General features: G+C 57.7%; 15 protein-coding genes and 2 tRNA genes. 1 reads left to right on the top strand and 16 read right to left on the bottom strand.

All coding sequences use genetic code 11. The features are described 5' to 3' along the window. Together J122_RS02860 and J122_RS02855 are read right to left on the bottom strand one after the other, a co-directional pair. Complete coding sequence (locus tag J122_RS02860) at nucleotides 1-1,077, bottom strand: AI-2E family transporter (RefSeq protein WP_061331031.1); 1,077 nt, start codon at nucleotides 1,075-1,077, stop codon at nucleotides 1-3. Nucleotides 1,078-1,093: 16 nt separating this feature from the next. Next, nucleotides 1,094-1,321, bottom strand: coding sequence for a sulfurtransferase TusA family protein (locus tag J122_RS02855; RefSeq protein ID WP_058089598.1), 228 nt, complete (start codon nucleotides 1,319-1,321; stop codon nucleotides 1,094-1,096). Between the two features lie 156 nt (nucleotides 1,322-1,477). Between J122_RS02855 and J122_RS02850 the strand changes: the two genes are divergently transcribed. Then, nucleotides 1,478-2,947 (top strand): M48 family metalloprotease, encoded by a 1,470-nt coding sequence (locus J122_RS02850; RefSeq protein ID WP_061331030.1) that lies wholly within the window; start codon nucleotides 1,478-1,480, stop codon nucleotides 2,945-2,947. A gap of 9 nt (nucleotides 2,948-2,956) precedes the next feature. Here J122_RS02850 and nadA read toward each other — a convergent pair whose 3' ends face one another. The 14 genes from nadA to aspS all read right to left on the bottom strand — a co-directional run bounded on the left by nadA (nucleotide 2,957) and on the right by aspS (nucleotide 14,224). After that, on the bottom strand, nucleotides 2,957-4,018 hold the full coding sequence (gene nadA / locus J122_RS02845; protein WP_061331170.1) for a quinolinate synthase NadA: 1,062 nt from the start codon (nucleotides 4,016-4,018) through the stop codon (nucleotides 2,957-2,959). A gap of 193 nt (nucleotides 4,019-4,211) precedes the next feature. After that, nucleotides 4,212-4,287 (bottom strand) — tRNA-Lys (locus J122_RS02840). Between the two features lie 61 nt (nucleotides 4,288-4,348). Continuing rightward, nucleotides 4,349-4,424: transfer RNA gene (locus J122_RS02835), tRNA-Lys, on the bottom strand. Nucleotides 4,425-4,542: 118 nt separating this feature from the next. Next, complete coding sequence (gene ybgF / locus J122_RS02830) at nucleotides 4,543-5,313, bottom strand: tol-pal system protein YbgF (RefSeq protein ID WP_061331029.1); 771 nt, start codon at nucleotides 5,311-5,313, stop codon at nucleotides 4,543-4,545. A gap of 25 nt (nucleotides 5,314-5,338) precedes the next feature. After that, the gene (pal, locus tag J122_RS02825) at nucleotides 5,339-5,908 is read right to left on the bottom strand and encodes a peptidoglycan-associated lipoprotein Pal (protein ID WP_058089595.1); all 570 of its coding nucleotides are present in this window, start codon (nucleotides 5,906-5,908) and stop codon (nucleotides 5,339-5,341) included. Between the two features lie 45 nt (nucleotides 5,909-5,953). Beyond that, complete coding sequence (tolB, locus tag J122_RS02820; protein ID WP_058089594.1) at nucleotides 5,954-7,282, bottom strand: Tol-Pal system beta propeller repeat protein TolB; 1,329 nt, start codon at nucleotides 7,280-7,282, stop codon at nucleotides 5,954-5,956. Nucleotides 7,283-7,287: 5 nt separating this feature from the next. Beyond that, nucleotides 7,288-8,280 (bottom strand): cell envelope integrity protein TolA, encoded by a 993-nt coding sequence (tolA, locus tag J122_RS02815; RefSeq protein ID WP_269063655.1) that lies wholly within the window; start codon nucleotides 8,278-8,280, stop codon nucleotides 7,288-7,290. A 63-nt stretch (nucleotides 8,281-8,343) separates the two neighbouring features. Beyond that, a complete protein-coding gene (gene tolR, locus J122_RS02810) occupies nucleotides 8,344-8,790 on the bottom strand; it encodes a protein TolR (RefSeq protein ID WP_058089873.1) in 447 nt (148 codons plus the stop codon). A 40-nt stretch (nucleotides 8,791-8,830) separates the two neighbouring features. Continuing rightward, nucleotides 8,831-9,517, bottom strand: coding sequence for a protein TolQ (tolQ, locus tag J122_RS02805; protein ID WP_061331028.1), 687 nt, complete (start codon nucleotides 9,515-9,517; stop codon nucleotides 8,831-8,833). Nucleotides 9,518-9,555: 38 nt separating this feature from the next. Then, nucleotides 9,556-9,981: a tol-pal system-associated acyl-CoA thioesterase gene (gene ybgC / locus J122_RS02800; RefSeq protein ID WP_061331027.1), complete on the bottom strand. Its 426-nt coding sequence runs from the start codon at nucleotides 9,979-9,981 to the stop codon at nucleotides 9,556-9,558. Next, nucleotides 9,974-11,005 (bottom strand): Holliday junction branch migration DNA helicase RuvB, encoded by a 1,032-nt coding sequence (ruvB, locus tag J122_RS02795; RefSeq protein WP_061331026.1) that lies wholly within the window; start codon nucleotides 11,003-11,005, stop codon nucleotides 9,974-9,976. Before ruvB ends, ybgC begins: the two co-directional genes overlap by 8 nt. Nucleotides 11,006-11,161: 156 nt before the next feature. Then, entirely contained in the window at nucleotides 11,162-11,791 is a 630-nt protein-coding gene (gene ruvA, locus J122_RS02790) for a Holliday junction branch migration protein RuvA (protein WP_061331025.1), read from the bottom strand. A 30-nt stretch (nucleotides 11,792-11,821) separates the two neighbouring features. After that, nucleotides 11,822-12,349, bottom strand: a complete 528-nt coding sequence (ruvC, locus tag J122_RS02785; protein ID WP_061331024.1) for a crossover junction endodeoxyribonuclease RuvC — start codon at nucleotides 12,347-12,349, stop codon at nucleotides 11,822-11,824. Nucleotides 12,350-12,424: 75 nt separating this feature from the next. Continuing rightward, nucleotides 12,425-14,224, bottom strand: a complete 1,800-nt coding sequence (gene aspS / locus J122_RS02780; protein WP_061331023.1) for an aspartate--tRNA ligase — start codon at nucleotides 14,222-14,224, stop codon at nucleotides 12,425-12,427. Nucleotides 14,225-14,351: the final 127 nt, after the last annotated feature.

Genomic DNA, 14,351 nt, shown 5'->3' with positions numbered 1-14,351 from the left:
CTACTCTGATAACGCCGGTGAGGGCTCGGATTCCTTCACCGGCCATGCGGCAAACACCGCCTTGAGCATGGTGGCCAGCGGAATGGCAAAAAATACACCCCACAGGCCCCAGATACCGCCGAAGAACAGAACCGCCACGATAATGGCGACCGGGTGCAGGTTGTTCACCTCCGAGAACAGGATAGGCACCAGCACGTTACCATCCAGCGCCTGAATGATGCCGTACGCCACCATTACCCAGATGAAGTGAGAACTCCAACCGAACGCAAACAGGGCGATCACTGCGACTGGAATGGTGACCACGGCAGCGCCGATGTAGGGAATGACCACACTTAACCCCACCAGCAACGACAGCAGCGCCGCATAGGGCATACCCAGCAGTTTGAAAGCGGCGTAAGTGACGACGCCAACAATCAGTATCTCAACCGCCTTGCCCCGCACGTAATTGGCGCACTGGAGATTCACCTCATGCCAGATGCGAACCATCATTGGTCGTTGGGGAGGCAGCATCCGGCCAATGGAAGCGACCAGCACACGTCGATCTTTCATGAAAAAGAACACCAGAATTGGCACCAGGACCATGTAGATCAGCAGTGCTACCAGGTCTGGAATGCTTGATAGAGAGAACGAGACCAGTACCTGGGTCATATGAGCGACTTCTGCCGATACCTGGCGGTATATGGTGTCTACTGCCTCCATGGAAATCAGATGAGGATATTCCTCCGGCAGGAGCTCAAGGTAAGACTGAAGCTCGCGAATGATTCGAGGTGCTTCACCGGCAAGGTTACTGACCTGCGTCCAGATCAGTGGCAACAGCCCGAAAATAAACCCGACCAGAACACCGAGGAACACCACAAACACGCTGATGATCGCCACCAGTTCGGGTACACCCATCTTGTGCAGCTTGGCAACCAGGCCCTGAAGGATAAACGCGATAATCAATGACGCGATCGCCGGTGCCAGCATGGCGCCGAACAGAATGACAAAAACCGTACCGGTAACCAGAAGCAGAAACAGAATCACTGCTTCTTCATCAGAAAAATACTTGTGGGCTAGACCGCGCAGAATTCTGACCATGAACAACTCCGGAAGATTAACCGCCGCACTTTATCACGAAACGGAATTCGCCGTGATGCTCTGACTGGCTGACCAAAGTATGAGAAGACATTCCAAGCCAGGCCGGGATATCCCGGGCAGAACCCGAATCCGTTGCAATCACTTCAAGCTCTTGCCCGGCATTCATGGCGTTGAGTTCCAGCTTGGTTTTGAGAAGTGGCATCGGGCAACGCAGCCCGGAGGCATCCAGAATTCGATCAGCCATGTTAAACGAACACCATTACCATTTATCCAATAATCGAGCAGGCATTATGCCGGGGGTGTTACCCTATTGCATCTCAAGTCTTCGTAATACAGATAAGAACTTTCCGGGCTATGCTGATATCAAAGTGGCAAATCCCCACGGGTGTGACTGAAATCCATGAATCGAACTGATCGCCAGAATCCTGTCTGCCGTTTACTGACCACGTTTGCTCTGGCACTCCCCCTGCTGCTCTCCGGCGGGTTCAGCCATGCCCAGGAATCCAGCCTGCCCAGCATAGGCGGCAGCGCGGGCCTCATTTCCGGCCAGCAGGAAGCGGAAATCGGCCAGCAGGTGATGGCGTCCATCCGGCGTTCCGCACCCCAGATACAAGACCCGCTGGTATACGACTACCTGCACGCCATTACCTACAAACTGGTGCCCTCTGCCCCGCTTGATAACCGGGAACTGAAGCTGGTTCTGATCGACAGCCCTGCCCTTAACGCCTTCGCCGTCCCGGGCGGTATCGTGGGCGTTAATGGTGGACTGTTCCTCAATGCCGCAACGGAACAGCAGTTTGCCTCGGTCATGGCCCACGAACTGGCGCATTTGAGCCAACGTCACTTTGCCCGCCGCATGGAGCAACAGGAAACCAGCGCACCGCTGACACTGGCCGGGATGATCGCCGGTATCGTGCTGTCCGCGGTTACCCAATCCGATATTGGCATTGCCGCCATCGCCGGCACCCAGGCCCTGTCAATCCAGAACATGCTGGCCTACAGCCGGGCCCATGAACAGGAGGCCGACCGGGTGGGCATGGAGATTCTGGCCAACGCCGGCCTCGACCCGCGCGGCATGCCGGAAATGTTCGAAATCATGATGAGACAGAACCGGTTACAGGGAAATCAGATGCCCGAGTACCTGTCGACCCACCCATTAACCCAGAACCGGGTCGCCGACAGCCGCAACCGGGCGGAACAGTATCCCGACGAACGCATCCGGGATGGCCAGGAATATCACCTGGTTCGTAGCCGCCTGCAGGTGCGTTACGCCTCGTCAGCGCAACTGGCAGTCGAGACGTTCGAGGATTACCTGGCAAGGGATGACGCCAAACGCAACGACGCCATTCGCTACGGGCTGGCTGTGGCCTATCAGCGCAACCAGCAATACGACAAGGCCGAGCGCATACTGCGGGAACTTCTGGACGGCAGCCCGGGCAGAATTACCTTTCAGGTGACCCTGGCCGACGTGATGCTGGACCAGAAACGTTATGAAGACGCACGGACATTGCTGCGGCAGGCATTGGCCAGAAACCCACGCAACTACCCCATCACCTGGACACTCGCCGAAATCGAGATTGCCGACGGCAATGGGGATACCGCCGCCGGCTTGCTGCGGGACCTGGCCCGGCGCCTGCCGGAACGGGAGCAGATCTGGTTACGACTGGCCGAAGCCGAGGGAATGGCCAGGAATATCGTGGGTGTGCACCGCGCACGGGCAGAATACTATGCCTTGATGGGGGACTTGCAATCCGCCCAACGTCAGCTGCGCCAGGCCCAGGAAAAGCTACCCGCCGGGTCTGCCGAGCGGCAGGTGGTCAACGAACGCCTGAACGACATTACTGACAGGCTGCAAGCCCGGAGAGGCTGACGGGGATGGTCAGGCGTTTCCGGCAGCTTTCAGGTTCATGTTGGCGGTGAAATCCAGCATCCGGCGCAGCGGGCGCAATGCGTCTTCACGCAGGGTCGGGTCAACCAGCACTTCCTGATCGCCCCGCTCCAACACCGCAAGCAGGTTCTCAAAGCCGTTCATAGCCATCCAGGGGCAGTGGGCGCAACTGCGGCAAGTGGCGCCGTTGCCCGCCGTGGGAGCTTCAATCAGCGTCTTGTTGGGCGCCAGTTGCTGCATCTTGTAGAAAATACCGTTATCCGTGGCCACGATGAATTCTTCATTGGGCAGCGTCTGGACCGCGTGAATCAACTGAGAGGTTGAACCGACCACATCAGCCATCTCCACCACCGCGTCGGGAGATTCCGGATGCACCAGTACAGCTGCCTCGGGATAGAGCGCCTTGAGATCTTCCAGGCCCCGATGCTTAAACTCTTCATGCACGATACAGGAGCCATCCCACAACAACACATCAGCGCCCGTTGTCTTCTGCACGTAGTGGCCCAGGTGTTTGTCCGGCGCCCACAGGATCTTCTCCCCTCTGGCATCCAGATGCTCAACAATGGCCTGAGCGCAGCTGGAGGTCACCACCCAGTCCGCCCTCGCCTTTACGGCCGCAGAAGTGTTCGCGTACACCACCACCGTCCGGTCCGAATGTTGATCGCAGAAAGCGGAAAACTCATCCGCGGGGCAGCCAATATCGAGGGAGCAGGTAGCCTCCAGCGTGGGCATCAGCACCCGCTTCTCGGGATTGAGAATCTTGGCGGTTTCACCCATGAAACGGACACCAGCCACCACCACCGTAGACGCAGGATGCTGGTTACCAAACCGTGCCATTTCCAGGGAATCGGCAACACAGCCGCCGGTTTCCTCGGCAAGACGCTGGATATCCGGATCTGTGTAGTAATGGGCCACGAGCACAGCATCCTTCTCTTTGAGGGCTGCCTTGATGCGTGCCTCAAGCTCAGCTTTCTCGCTGGCACTCAGGGCCTTTGGCTCCGCTTCGTGTGCCAGATGTTCCTGAACAAGGATACGGTCTTGCGCTCGTGTCATTTCTGGATCTCTGAAGTTACTGTTACCGCGAGAGTATATCACTTCCGGGCGTGTTTTCATGGGGCTGTAACATAGCCTCCCGGGCACCCGGAAAATGAGTACGCCCATGCTGACTAGATGGGTTCGTGAAGCCAAAAAAAAAGAGCCCTGGGGGCTCTTTTTTCCACAAAACCCGGCGTCGGGCCTTGCTATTTGGTGGGTCGTGAAGGATTCGAACCTTCGACCAATTGGTTAAAAGCCAACTGCTCTACCAACTGAGCTAACGACCCATAACAGGTTGCCGGCGTTTGCCCGGCGAATGAAGGCACTCAAGACCACCATTCCGCAATTTGGTGGGTCGTGAAGGATTCGAACCTTCGACCAATTGGTTAAAAGCCAACTGCTCTACCAACTGAGCTAACGACCCAAACGAGGCGCACATATTACTGAATTTTTTTTGCTGATCAACCCCTTTTTGCGGGATTTACCAACTTTTTTCCGGGACCGATCAACAAGCAGACAAGCGGCTCAATCTGTGATCAGAGTCACGCCTTCTCGAGGTACTTCCGGGCCAGATCCGCAGCACCCGTATTCGGATAATTATCCACAACACTCTGCATGCGGCGTTTCGCTTCGTCTTTTTCGCCCATTCGATCGAGTGTCACCCCGAGCTTGTAGACCGCATCTGGCGCTTTTCGGTGATCACTGAAACGGGTAGAAACAATAGTGAATGCCTGCTTGGCCTGCTCGAGGCGGGGTTCCGCCAGGTACACCTCACCCAGCCAATAGTAGGCATTGACGGTAAGGTCCCCTTCCGGATATTCATCGATAAACTCATACAGCCTACTGATGGCGGTATCAAAGTCTTTCTTGTTCCGGATCAGATCAATGATTTCGTTATAGGTTTTCTGCTCATCCGCACCGGGGGATCGGTAAACCCTGGCCGGCGTTAGCTGGCCACCCTGACCAGATTCGGCTGCACGGCTTGATTCCCGGGTGTTTTCGGCCTTGCGCTCAACAGCCTTGGACAGGTCCAGTATCCGCTGGTCCAGATCCACGTAGCGATCCCGACTTTGCTGCTGCAAGCGGCTGATCTGATGCTTCTGTTCTTCCACCTGCCCTTGCAGCCTGCGCACATCGCTCTGGAGCTGCTGGATCATGTAGAACAGTTCCGCCGTAGCCTGGTTATTACCCGACTTACGCTGGGCCTCAGAGGCATTGTTCTGAAACGCGGGTGCAGACGACTGTGCCAGACTGACTCCCGCCAGGCCGAGGCCCAGCGGGAGCAGCACTGTCGCCATGAGCAATTTTCTCATGGGACCTTCCGATCATTGATTTCGATTACTTGAACACCAGCTCAACGCGACGGTTCTGTGCCCAGGCACTTTCGGACGAACCACGAACAGCCGGCTTCTCTTCACCATAGCTTACGGTTTCGATCTGGCCACGGGAAGCACCATTAACGATCAGGAAGCGCTGAACCGCATTGGCACGACGCTCACCCAGGGCAAGGTTGTATTCCTTGGTACCACGCTCATCGGCATGACCTTCAAGACGAACATTCTGGCGTGGATTGTTGGCCAGGAACTGGGCGTGGGCAACCAGAACATCGCGAGCTTCCTGCTTGATCTCGGAGGTATCGAAATCAAAGTAGAACGTAGTGATGTTGCGCAGTGCTTCCTGCTCAGCCTGCTGGCGCGCGGCCTGACGCTCTTCTTCGCTCAGACGAGAGGAAGAAACGCCATCACCATCGGCGCCGCCATAAACGGTGGAACCACCGTCCTGATCAATAGCGGCCACATCGGAGCCATAAGCACCGTCTTCCATGGTATCGCCGGTGGAGCTACAACCGGCTACCAGGCCCACGGACAACAACATCGCAAACGCTTTAGTCTGTACTGACAGTTTCATGTGTGCACTTCCTTATCGTGATTGGTTTATTGGACAACAACGTGTTCAGCGAACGATAGGGCCCCAGGCGGGCTCACGGACATCACCGTCTGATGCCGGCAGGCTGTACGCCGCCCCGCCATTTGCCGAGACAACCGTGAGCACGCTGGTACCGTTTTGCTGTGTGGCATAAATCAACAAGCGTCCATTTGGTGAAACGCTCGGTGATTCATCCGATTCGGTTCGGGTAATGACAGATTCTTCCCCGTTTTTCAGGTTCGTGCGGGCGATATGGAACGCCCTCTCCCTTTGATGCACGTAATACACGTACTCGCCTTTGGCATCCGGTCTTGGGCGGGCGTTGTATCGGCTGCCAAAGGTAATGCGCCTTGGTTCGGCACCCGCTCTTTCCATATGGTAGATCTGGGGGCCGCCTGAACGGTCTGACGTGAAATAGATTCCCCGGCCGGTGTGATCCCAGGCACCCTCAGTGTCGATGGCCCAATGGTTGGTCATCCGGGTCAGGTTGCCTGAGGCAATATCAAGCCGGTAGATCTCTGCGTTACCGTCTTTGGACAGAGTCAGCAGCATGGACTTGCCATCCGGTGACCAAGCGGGTGCCGAGTTCAGACCAGGAAAATCCGCCACCTTCTTGCGGTTTCCACTGGCCAGTTCATGAACAAACACCACAGGCTTGCCGGTTTCAAAAGACACATAGGCTAGCTGCTTGCCGTCCGGAGACCAGGCGGGAGACAAAATGGGCTCGCGGCTTTCAAGGCGGATTCTTGAGCGCTTTCCGTCTACATCGCTGACGTGCAAACGATAGCGGGCGTTATCGCCGTCTCCGGTCACCGTGACATAGGCAAGCTTGGTCGAGAACACCCCCGGATCCCCGGTAATAGCCTCGTACACCCGATCACTGATGTGGTGACCGAGGGTCCGAATGTTACTGGCCGGTGCGCCTGCGGTTTCGCCGAGAATACGTTCCTCCCGGTTAACATCAAACAGCTCGTACCTTGCTTCGATACGGTCGCCTGAACGGGTCAACTGCCCCACCAAAACATAGCGCTGCCCCAGCAGACGCCAGTCCCGGAAATATACTTCCGAGCGCTGTGAAGGCAGACTCAGCATCCGGGACGGCTCAAGCGGGCGAAACTCACCGCTCATGGTCAGGTCTGCCTGCACGATGGTGCTGACTTTGTCGCCCGCCGGCATGGAACCGCTTTCGGCAAACGGCACCACCGCAATCGGTATCGCGGCGTCGGCACCTTCGGTGATGCGAATCAGCAGCTCTGCCCTCGCCTGACCGGCCAGCAGCATTAGAACAACCAGTGCTGCCAGCGCCGTGGTAAAGGGAAATCCCTGACGATATGAGTCATGTGCGTTCAATGTCATAGGCCTCACCGCAACCGTTGCGGATTGAATTCAATAGTAAACTGTCGGAAATAACGCTCAAACGTATCCCGATCTGAAGGAATCGGATACCGGTTCAACGACCGGACTGCACCCAACGCCGAGTTATCAAATGCCGTGTTCCCGCTACTGCTGACCAGACGGGCGTTAACCAGTTCCCCGGTCGGCAGCAGCGTTATCTGAACTCTGGCCGTCATATCTTCCGTCGCCGACGACGGCGGGTACCAAGCCTGGCTCAAACGCTCACGTATAAGTGCCTGGTACTTTTCGCTTTCTGACAGCATCTGCGCTTCACGGGCACGGGCCGCAGCGGCCTCCTGCTGGCGCCGGGCTTCCGCCTCCCGCTCTCGGCGGGATTCTTCGGCCAGGGCTTCGAGTTGCTGCTCTCTCAATCTACGCTCGGCTTCCTGGCGTTTGCGTTCCGCTTCCTGGCGCGCAGCCTCTTCTTGCCGTTTACGTTCAGCTTCTTCCTGCCGGCGACGCTCTTCCTGGCGACGTTTCTCTTCCTCGGCTTTGCGCTTTGCCTCTTCCTGCCGTTTGCGCTCTTCTTCAGCGCGCTGGCGCTCGCGCTCTTTGGCCTCTGCCTCCGCTTTCTGGCGCGCAGCCTCCTGTTCCCGTGCCTGCTGCTCGGCCCGTTCACGAGCCTGAGCTTCCTGGCGCTTGCGCTCTTCTTCCCGCTGCCGCGCCTGTTCCTGAGCCTGCCGTTCGGCTTCCCGCCGGGCCTGCTCTTCCTGCTGTCGACGGCGCTCTGCTTCCTGCTGCTGGCGCTCACGCTCCTGTTGCTGGCGACGCTCCTGCTCGCGATCCCGCTGATCCTGCTCATCCACCACCGGGCTCGGCCGGGGTTCCGGGCTGACCAGCCGCGCAGAAATGGTTCTGGGCTCAGGCTCAGATATCGGCGATGTCCAGGACCAGCCAGCCAGCGCAATCCCGACAATTAACAGGTGCAATGCCACAGACATAAGCACCGGCGATTTCATCGGAGCCGTATCGGTACTGATGGTTTCCCGTTCGTGACCCTTCACAACAATAATGCCACCCTGTTACGGCCTTTCCTGAGGTGCGTCGGTTATCAAGCCAACCCCGGTTGCGCCTGCAGCCTGAAGCTCAGCCATTAGCCGAACCACTACGCCGTACTCCACGAACTCGTCACCACGCACCAGCACTTCGCCATTGGTGCGCTGTGACAGAATATTGGCCACCTGTTCACGCACCTCGGCCAGCGTCATCGGGTCGCTGCTTCGGTCGCCGATATCCATGTAATAGGCGCCGTTGGCGTCTACCGAGACGGTAATGGATTCAACATCTTTGTCTTGCTGAATCGGGTCTGATGTCGTTTGGGGCAAATCCACCTTTACGCCCTGAGTCAACATTGGAGCTGTCACCATGAAAATAATGAGCAGTACCAGCATCACGTCGATGTAGGGCACCACATTTATCTCAGACATCGGCTTGCGCTTTTGCTGGGGCATCAAGCCCATACCTTTCATGCCGCTCATGCCGTTTTCCTCCCGTTATCGACGAGTGCCATCAGGCCGCCTGGTCATTATTATGGACTCGGCGATGCAGAATGCTGGAAAACTCCTCGGCAAAGGTTTCATAGTTCTTCAGCAACGCATCCGACATGGCAGAGAACCGGTTATAAGCAATAACGGCCGGAATCGCTGCAAACAGACCCATGGCCGTTGCAATCAGCGCCTCCGATATACCCGGGGCCACCGTGGCAAGCGTTGCCTGCTGCACCTGAGCCAGACCCCGGAAGGAGTTCATGATGCCCCACACGGTACCGAACAAACCCACATACGGACTGGTTGAACCCACGGTTGCCAGGAACGGAAGATGGGTCTCCAGACGCTCCTGCTCCCGGGAAAAGGCAACCCGCATGGCCCGCTGGGTGCCTTCCATGACGGCGTCGGCATCGCGACTTTGCTGGCGCAGACGGGAAAACTCCTTGAAACCAGCCCGGAATACGGATTCCATGCCGGAAAACGGCGTCGGGTCTGCATTCACCTCTTTGTAAAGCTGCCCGAGGTCCATACCGGACCAGAAACGCTCCTCAAACGCCAACTGCGCCTGCTTGGCCTTCCGGAACACCTGAATGCGTTGAAAAATCAAAGCCCAGGACACCACCGATGCCAACACCAGCAACAGCATGACCAACTGCACCAAAACCCCGGCATTGGCAATCAGATACCAGACTGAAAGTTCCGCTTCCACTGTGCACTCCCAACTAAGTTTGTATGCTTTTCAATAAATTAAATTGAATTCTTTAGAATCTCTTGCATGTTCTCGGGCAACCTCTTGGGCTTGCCGGTATCCAGTGCGATGCAGGCAACCCGCACATCGGCTTCGCACAATAACTGCAGGTCTGCCGCTCTGAACACCCGCTGCCTGAAGTTCATCCACACCCGGGACGACGCTGTGGGCTCCGCAGTAACCAGTAGCTGGTCGTCCAGTTTGGCCGGCACCTTATAGTGCAGGCTCATGCGCTGAACCACGTAACTTGTGTTGTCTTCCAGGCCGGCCCTCAAACCAACACCGTGGCTGCGTACCCACTCGGTTCTGGCCCGCTCCATGTAGTGAAGATACTTGGCATGAAAGACGATACCACCCGCGTCTGTATCTTCTATATACACCCGGATGGGCAGTTCAAAGCGTTCTTTCGTAGCGTTTTCATTCAAAGAGGTCGTCCTCAGCACCGGATTTCGGGGCCACCACGCCAAAATGGCGGTAGGCACTGGAAGTCACCATTCGCCCCCGGGGCGTTCGCACCATAAAACCCTGCTGAATCAGGAACGGCTCCAGCACGTCCTCGATGGTCCCCCGCTCTTCACTGATGGCCGCAGCCAGGCTTTCCACACCCACCGGGCCGCCATCAAACTTTTCGATCATGGCCAGCAACAGGCGGCGGTCCATGTGGTCAAAGCCCTGGTCGTCCACTTTCAGCATGTTCAGAGCCTGGTCGGCAATGTCGGCAGTGATGTGGCCGTCTGAGCGAACCTCGGCAAAATCCCTCACCCGCCGCAGCAGGCGGTTGGCAATTCGTGGTGTACCCCGGGAACGGCGGGCTATCTCGAATGCCCCCTGTTCATCGATGGTCACCGAAGACAGCCGTGCCGACCGGAGAATGATGTGCGTGAGGTCCTGGGTGTTGTAGAACTCCAGACGCTGAACAATGCCAAAGCGGTCTCGCAGTGGCGATGTCAGCAAACCCGCCCTGGTTGTAGCGCCCACCAGGGTGAACGGGGGCAAATCCAGTTTGATGGATCGGGCCGCCGGACCTTCGCCGATCATGATGTCCAGCTGATAATCTTCCATCGCCGGATACAGTACTTCTTCAACCGCCGCGCTCAGGCGATGAATCTCGTCGATAAACAGTACATCGCCTTCTTCGAGATTGGTCAGCATGGCGGCCAGGTCGCCGGCTTTCTCCAGTACCGGGCCAGAGGTGGTCTTGATCGACACCCCCATCTCGTTGGCAATAATGTTTGCCAACGTAGTCTTACCAAGGCCTGGGGGGCCGAAGATCAGCACATGGTCCAACGCTTCCTGGCGGCCCCGGGCAGCGGAGATAAAGATTTCCATCTGCTCGCGAACCGTCGGCTGGCCCACATACTCAGACAGCAATGTCGGGCGAATGGCCCGATCATGCACTTCCTCGTATTCACCGGCCTTTGCCGAGATCAGTCGGTCAGATTCAATCATGGCATTATCCGCTTGCTGGGAATAAACAACGTGCCCAAAGCTTTGGCCTGACGTTCAAGTTGCCCCAATTGTACAAAGGGCATTGTTGGAGTCACGTTACGCTCTATACACATTGGTGTCATGGGGCGACACAAAAAAGGCCAGGCAGTGAATCCACTACCCGGCCGGGATCATATTTCGCAAGGCCAGACGAATCAGCGCTTCGCTGGTCATGTCGGGCTCAGCCACCTTACTAATGGCCTTGGCGGCTTCCTGGGGCTTGTAGCCCAGGGCAATCAGCGCGGCCTCGGCCTCGTCTCTCGCGTCGTGGCTTGCCGCCGGCGCTGTTGTGGAGCCGCCCGGAGTTGCTGAACCCGGTACCGTCGGGGTGAACTGCCCTTCCAGTTGGCCAATGCGGTCAGTCATATCAATCAGGAGTCGCTCGGCAGTTTTCTTGCCGACCCCCGGCAGCTTCACCAGGGCGCTGACATCGCGGGCCTCAACACAGCGTATAAACTGTTGGGCATCCAGGCCGGACAGTATGCCAACAGCCAGTTTAGGGCCAACGCCATTGACCTTGATCAGCAGCCGGAAAAGATTGCGATCCAGCCGGGAGGCAAAGCCATACAGGCTCTGGGCGTCTTCTCTGACCGCAAAATGCGTGTGTAAGGTAACTTCCTGCCCGGTTTCCGGCAGGTGAAAGAAGGTGGTGTAGGGAATGTCGACTTCATAACCCAAACCGGAGCACTCCACCAGTGCGTGGCCGGGGGCCTTCTCTATCAATATGCCTCGGATTCTACCGATCAATGCAGGCCTCCTGGGGCTTGTCTGAGCCTGTTATTGTTGCCGAACCCGCCCGCTTCGCGCTTTGCCACCGGTGCCGGCGAGCTTCAGTATGCTCTGGTTCATGTGGGCATGACACAGTGCGATCGCCAGGGCATCCGCCGCATCTGCCTGGGGCTTGCGGGACAAACCCAGCAGTGCCTGGACCATATGCTGAACCTGGGATTTGTCAGCGCCACCGCTACCAACCACCGCCTGTTTGACCTGGCGAGCGGAATATTCATGGACAGCCAGGCCGCTGTTGGCGGCACTGACAATCGCCGCGCCCCTGGCCTGCCCCAGCTTAAGGGCTGAATCCGGGTTCCGGGCCATGAACACCTGTTCAATGGCGAACTCTTCCGGGCGGTACTCACCAATCAACACAGCAAGGCTATGGAAAATGGTTTGCAGGCGTTCCGCCATGGGCTTTTCACCCACCCGGATACAGCCGCTGTCGATATACTCAATCTGGCGGCCTTCCGCACGAATGATGCCGTAGCCGGTGATTCGTGAGCCAGGGTCTACACCCAGGATGATGGCCATCCGCGCGCCCTCAGAGATAGCTTGAGCAAAAGCACTCAGCCCGGAGGCCCCAGGGGCAACCTCCGGGCTTGTGTATCACTCGTTGTCTTCGGCTTTGTTGCCTTCAACCGCTTTGGCTGAGCGACGCAGGCGAATGTGCAGTTCTTTCAGCTGCTTTTCGTCTACCGCACCCGGCGCCTGGGTCATCAGACAGGTGGCGCTCTGGGTTTTCGGGAAGGCGATGACGTCCCGGATGGACGACGAACCGGTCATCAGCATCACCAGGCGATCCAGGCCGAAAGCCAGGCCGCCGTGTGGCGGGCAACCGAACTTCAAAGCGTCCAGCAGGAAGCCAAACTTGGCGCGAGCTTCCTCTTCTTCGATACCGAGGATGCGGAACACCGTTTCCTGCATCTTGCCGTCGTGGATACGGATAGAACCACCGCCCAGTTCGGTGCCGTTCAGCACCATGTCGTAAGCGCGGGACAACGCATTGGCCGGATCGGCCGCAAGCTCGTCCGGGCTGCAGGACGGCGCAGTGAACGGATGGTGAATAGCGGTGAGGCTGCCGTCTGGCAGTTCCTCAAACATCGGGAAGTCCACCACCCACATCGGCGCCCACTCGCAGGTAAGCATGTCGAGGTCATGACCGACTTTGATGCGCAGTGCGCCCAGGGCTTCGTTGACCACGGTGGTCTTGTCAGCACCGAAAAACACGATGTCGCCATCTTCCGCCGCAACGCGCTCCATGATCGCCATGGCCACGTCGTCGCCCAGGAACTTAATGATCGGCGACTGCAGGCCTTCGACGCCCTTGGCCAACTCATTGACCTTGATGTAGGCCAGGCCCTTGGCCCCGTATATGCCGACAAACTTGGTGTAATCGTCAATCTGCTTACGGGTCAGCGCACCACCCTTCGGCACACGCAAGGCTGCAACACGGCCTTTCGGATCTTTCGCGGGTCCGGCAAAGACCTTGAAGTCCACGCCTTCCACCAGGTCGTTCACGTCTTGCAGTTCCAGCGGAATACGCAGGTCCGGCTTGTCGCTGCCGTAACGCTGCATGGCCTCGGAATACGGCATGCGCGGGAATTCCGGCAGCTCCACATCCAGCGCGTCTTTGAACAGCGCACGGATCATGTCTTCGTTGAGCTTCATCAGGGTCTCTTCATCAATGAAAGAGGCCTCGATGTCGACCTGGGTAAACTCCGGCTGACGGTCTGCCCGCAGATCTTCGTCTCGGAAGCACTTGGCGATCTGGTAGTAGCGGTCAACGCCCGATACCATCAGCATCTGCTTGAACAGCTGCGGCGACTGGGGCAGCGCGAAGAAGGAACCTTCGTGGGTACGGCTGGGCACCAGATAATCACGGGCGCCTTCCGGGGTGGCACGGGTCAGGATCGGTGTTTCCACATCCATGAAACCGCGGCTATCCAGGAAGTTGCGGATGTAACTGGTTACCCGGGAACGGAAACGCAGACGGTTGATCATTTCCGGGCGGCGCAAATCGATGAAGCGATAGCGCAGACGAACGTCTTCACCCACATCTACGTGCTCGTCCAGCGGGAACGGCGGCGTGGCAGCGGCGTTCAGGATCACGACTTCCTTACCCAGCAGCTCCACCTGGCCGGTCGGCATGTTGCTGTTCTCGGTGCCCGCCGGACGGCGACGCACGCGGCCGGTGACTTTAACAACAAACTCGCTGCGAACCTTCTCCGCCAGAGCAAAGCTCTCAGGGGTGTCAGGATCGACAACCACCTGGGACATGCCATCCCGATCTCGCAGATCCAGGAAGATAACCCCACCGTGGTCCCGGCGGCGGTGTACCCATCCACAGAGAGTGACTTCCTGATCGATGTGGGATTCGTTGATCCCACCGCAATAGTGACTGCGCATATCGGTTCCCGTTGTATCTGAATGTGTTCTTGGTTTGCCGCATCGGGCGGGGGGTGTGCTTTCCGAAACACGCTGTGGATACGTCCCTGTACGCTCTGCTCCGCCATCCATGGCTCCGCAAGGTTTC

The sequence above is a fragment of the Marinobacter excellens LAMA 842 genome (assembly GCF_001574445.1).
Taxonomy (GTDB): Bacteria; Pseudomonadota; Gammaproteobacteria; order Pseudomonadales; family Oleiphilaceae; genus Marinobacter; species Marinobacter shengliensis.
This window is presented reverse-complemented; position numbering and strand designations above follow the sequence as displayed.